Below are 616 nucleotides of genomic sequence, written 5' to 3'. Positions count from 1 at the left end.
TTTACATATATATATTTATTAAATAATGATGTAAGATATAATTGTACAGTGATAGATTTGTATGATAGAAGTGTAGTTTCAAGTGTTTGTGGAAAGAGAATGGATACAGAGTTAGCGAAGAGAGCTTTAAATAAGGCTTTTAAGGATAACCCAAGGGCAAATAAAGAAATAATATTACATAGTGATCAAGGGAGTCAATTTACTTCAAAAGAATTTGTAAAATATTGTGAGGAACAAGGAATAATACAAAGTATGAGTAAAGCAGGTTGTCCTTATGATAATGCAGTTATGGAAAGATACTATAATACATTGAAAGAAGAATATTTAAATAATTATATATTTGAAAAGGAAGAAGATTTATACAAAGGAATAGAAGAATTTTCATATGTATATTATAATTATGTAAGACCACATAGTTATAATGGATATTTAACACCTATGGAGGTGAGAAGAAGAAAATAAATTAACTTTACCATGCTGTATCAAAAAAGCTTGACCACTACACTAATAATGTTGAAAGTGTTAGAAAAGATGTATTGAGAGCAGAAAATAAAAAAGAGATAATAGATGCTTCAGTAAGTTTAGGAGTAAGTGCAGGGTTAGATACTATTGAGAT

General features: G+C 27.6%; 1 protein-coding gene. It reads left to right on the top strand.

The window, feature by feature from the left end; all coding sequences use genetic code 11:
• A partial coding sequence (locus AYC60_RS07835; RefSeq protein ID WP_156447713.1) for an IS3 family transposase occupies positions 1–462 on the top strand: 462 nt, incomplete at its 5' end.
• Between the last annotated feature and the right edge of the window lie 154 nt (positions 463–616).

It is taken from the genome of Streptobacillus felis, assembly GCF_001559775.1.
Classification (GTDB): domain Bacteria; phylum Fusobacteriota; class Fusobacteriia; order Fusobacteriales; family Leptotrichiaceae; genus Streptobacillus; species Streptobacillus felis.
The sequence above is the reverse complement of the archived record's forward strand: the minus strand, read 5'-3'. Positions and strand labels throughout refer to the sequence as shown.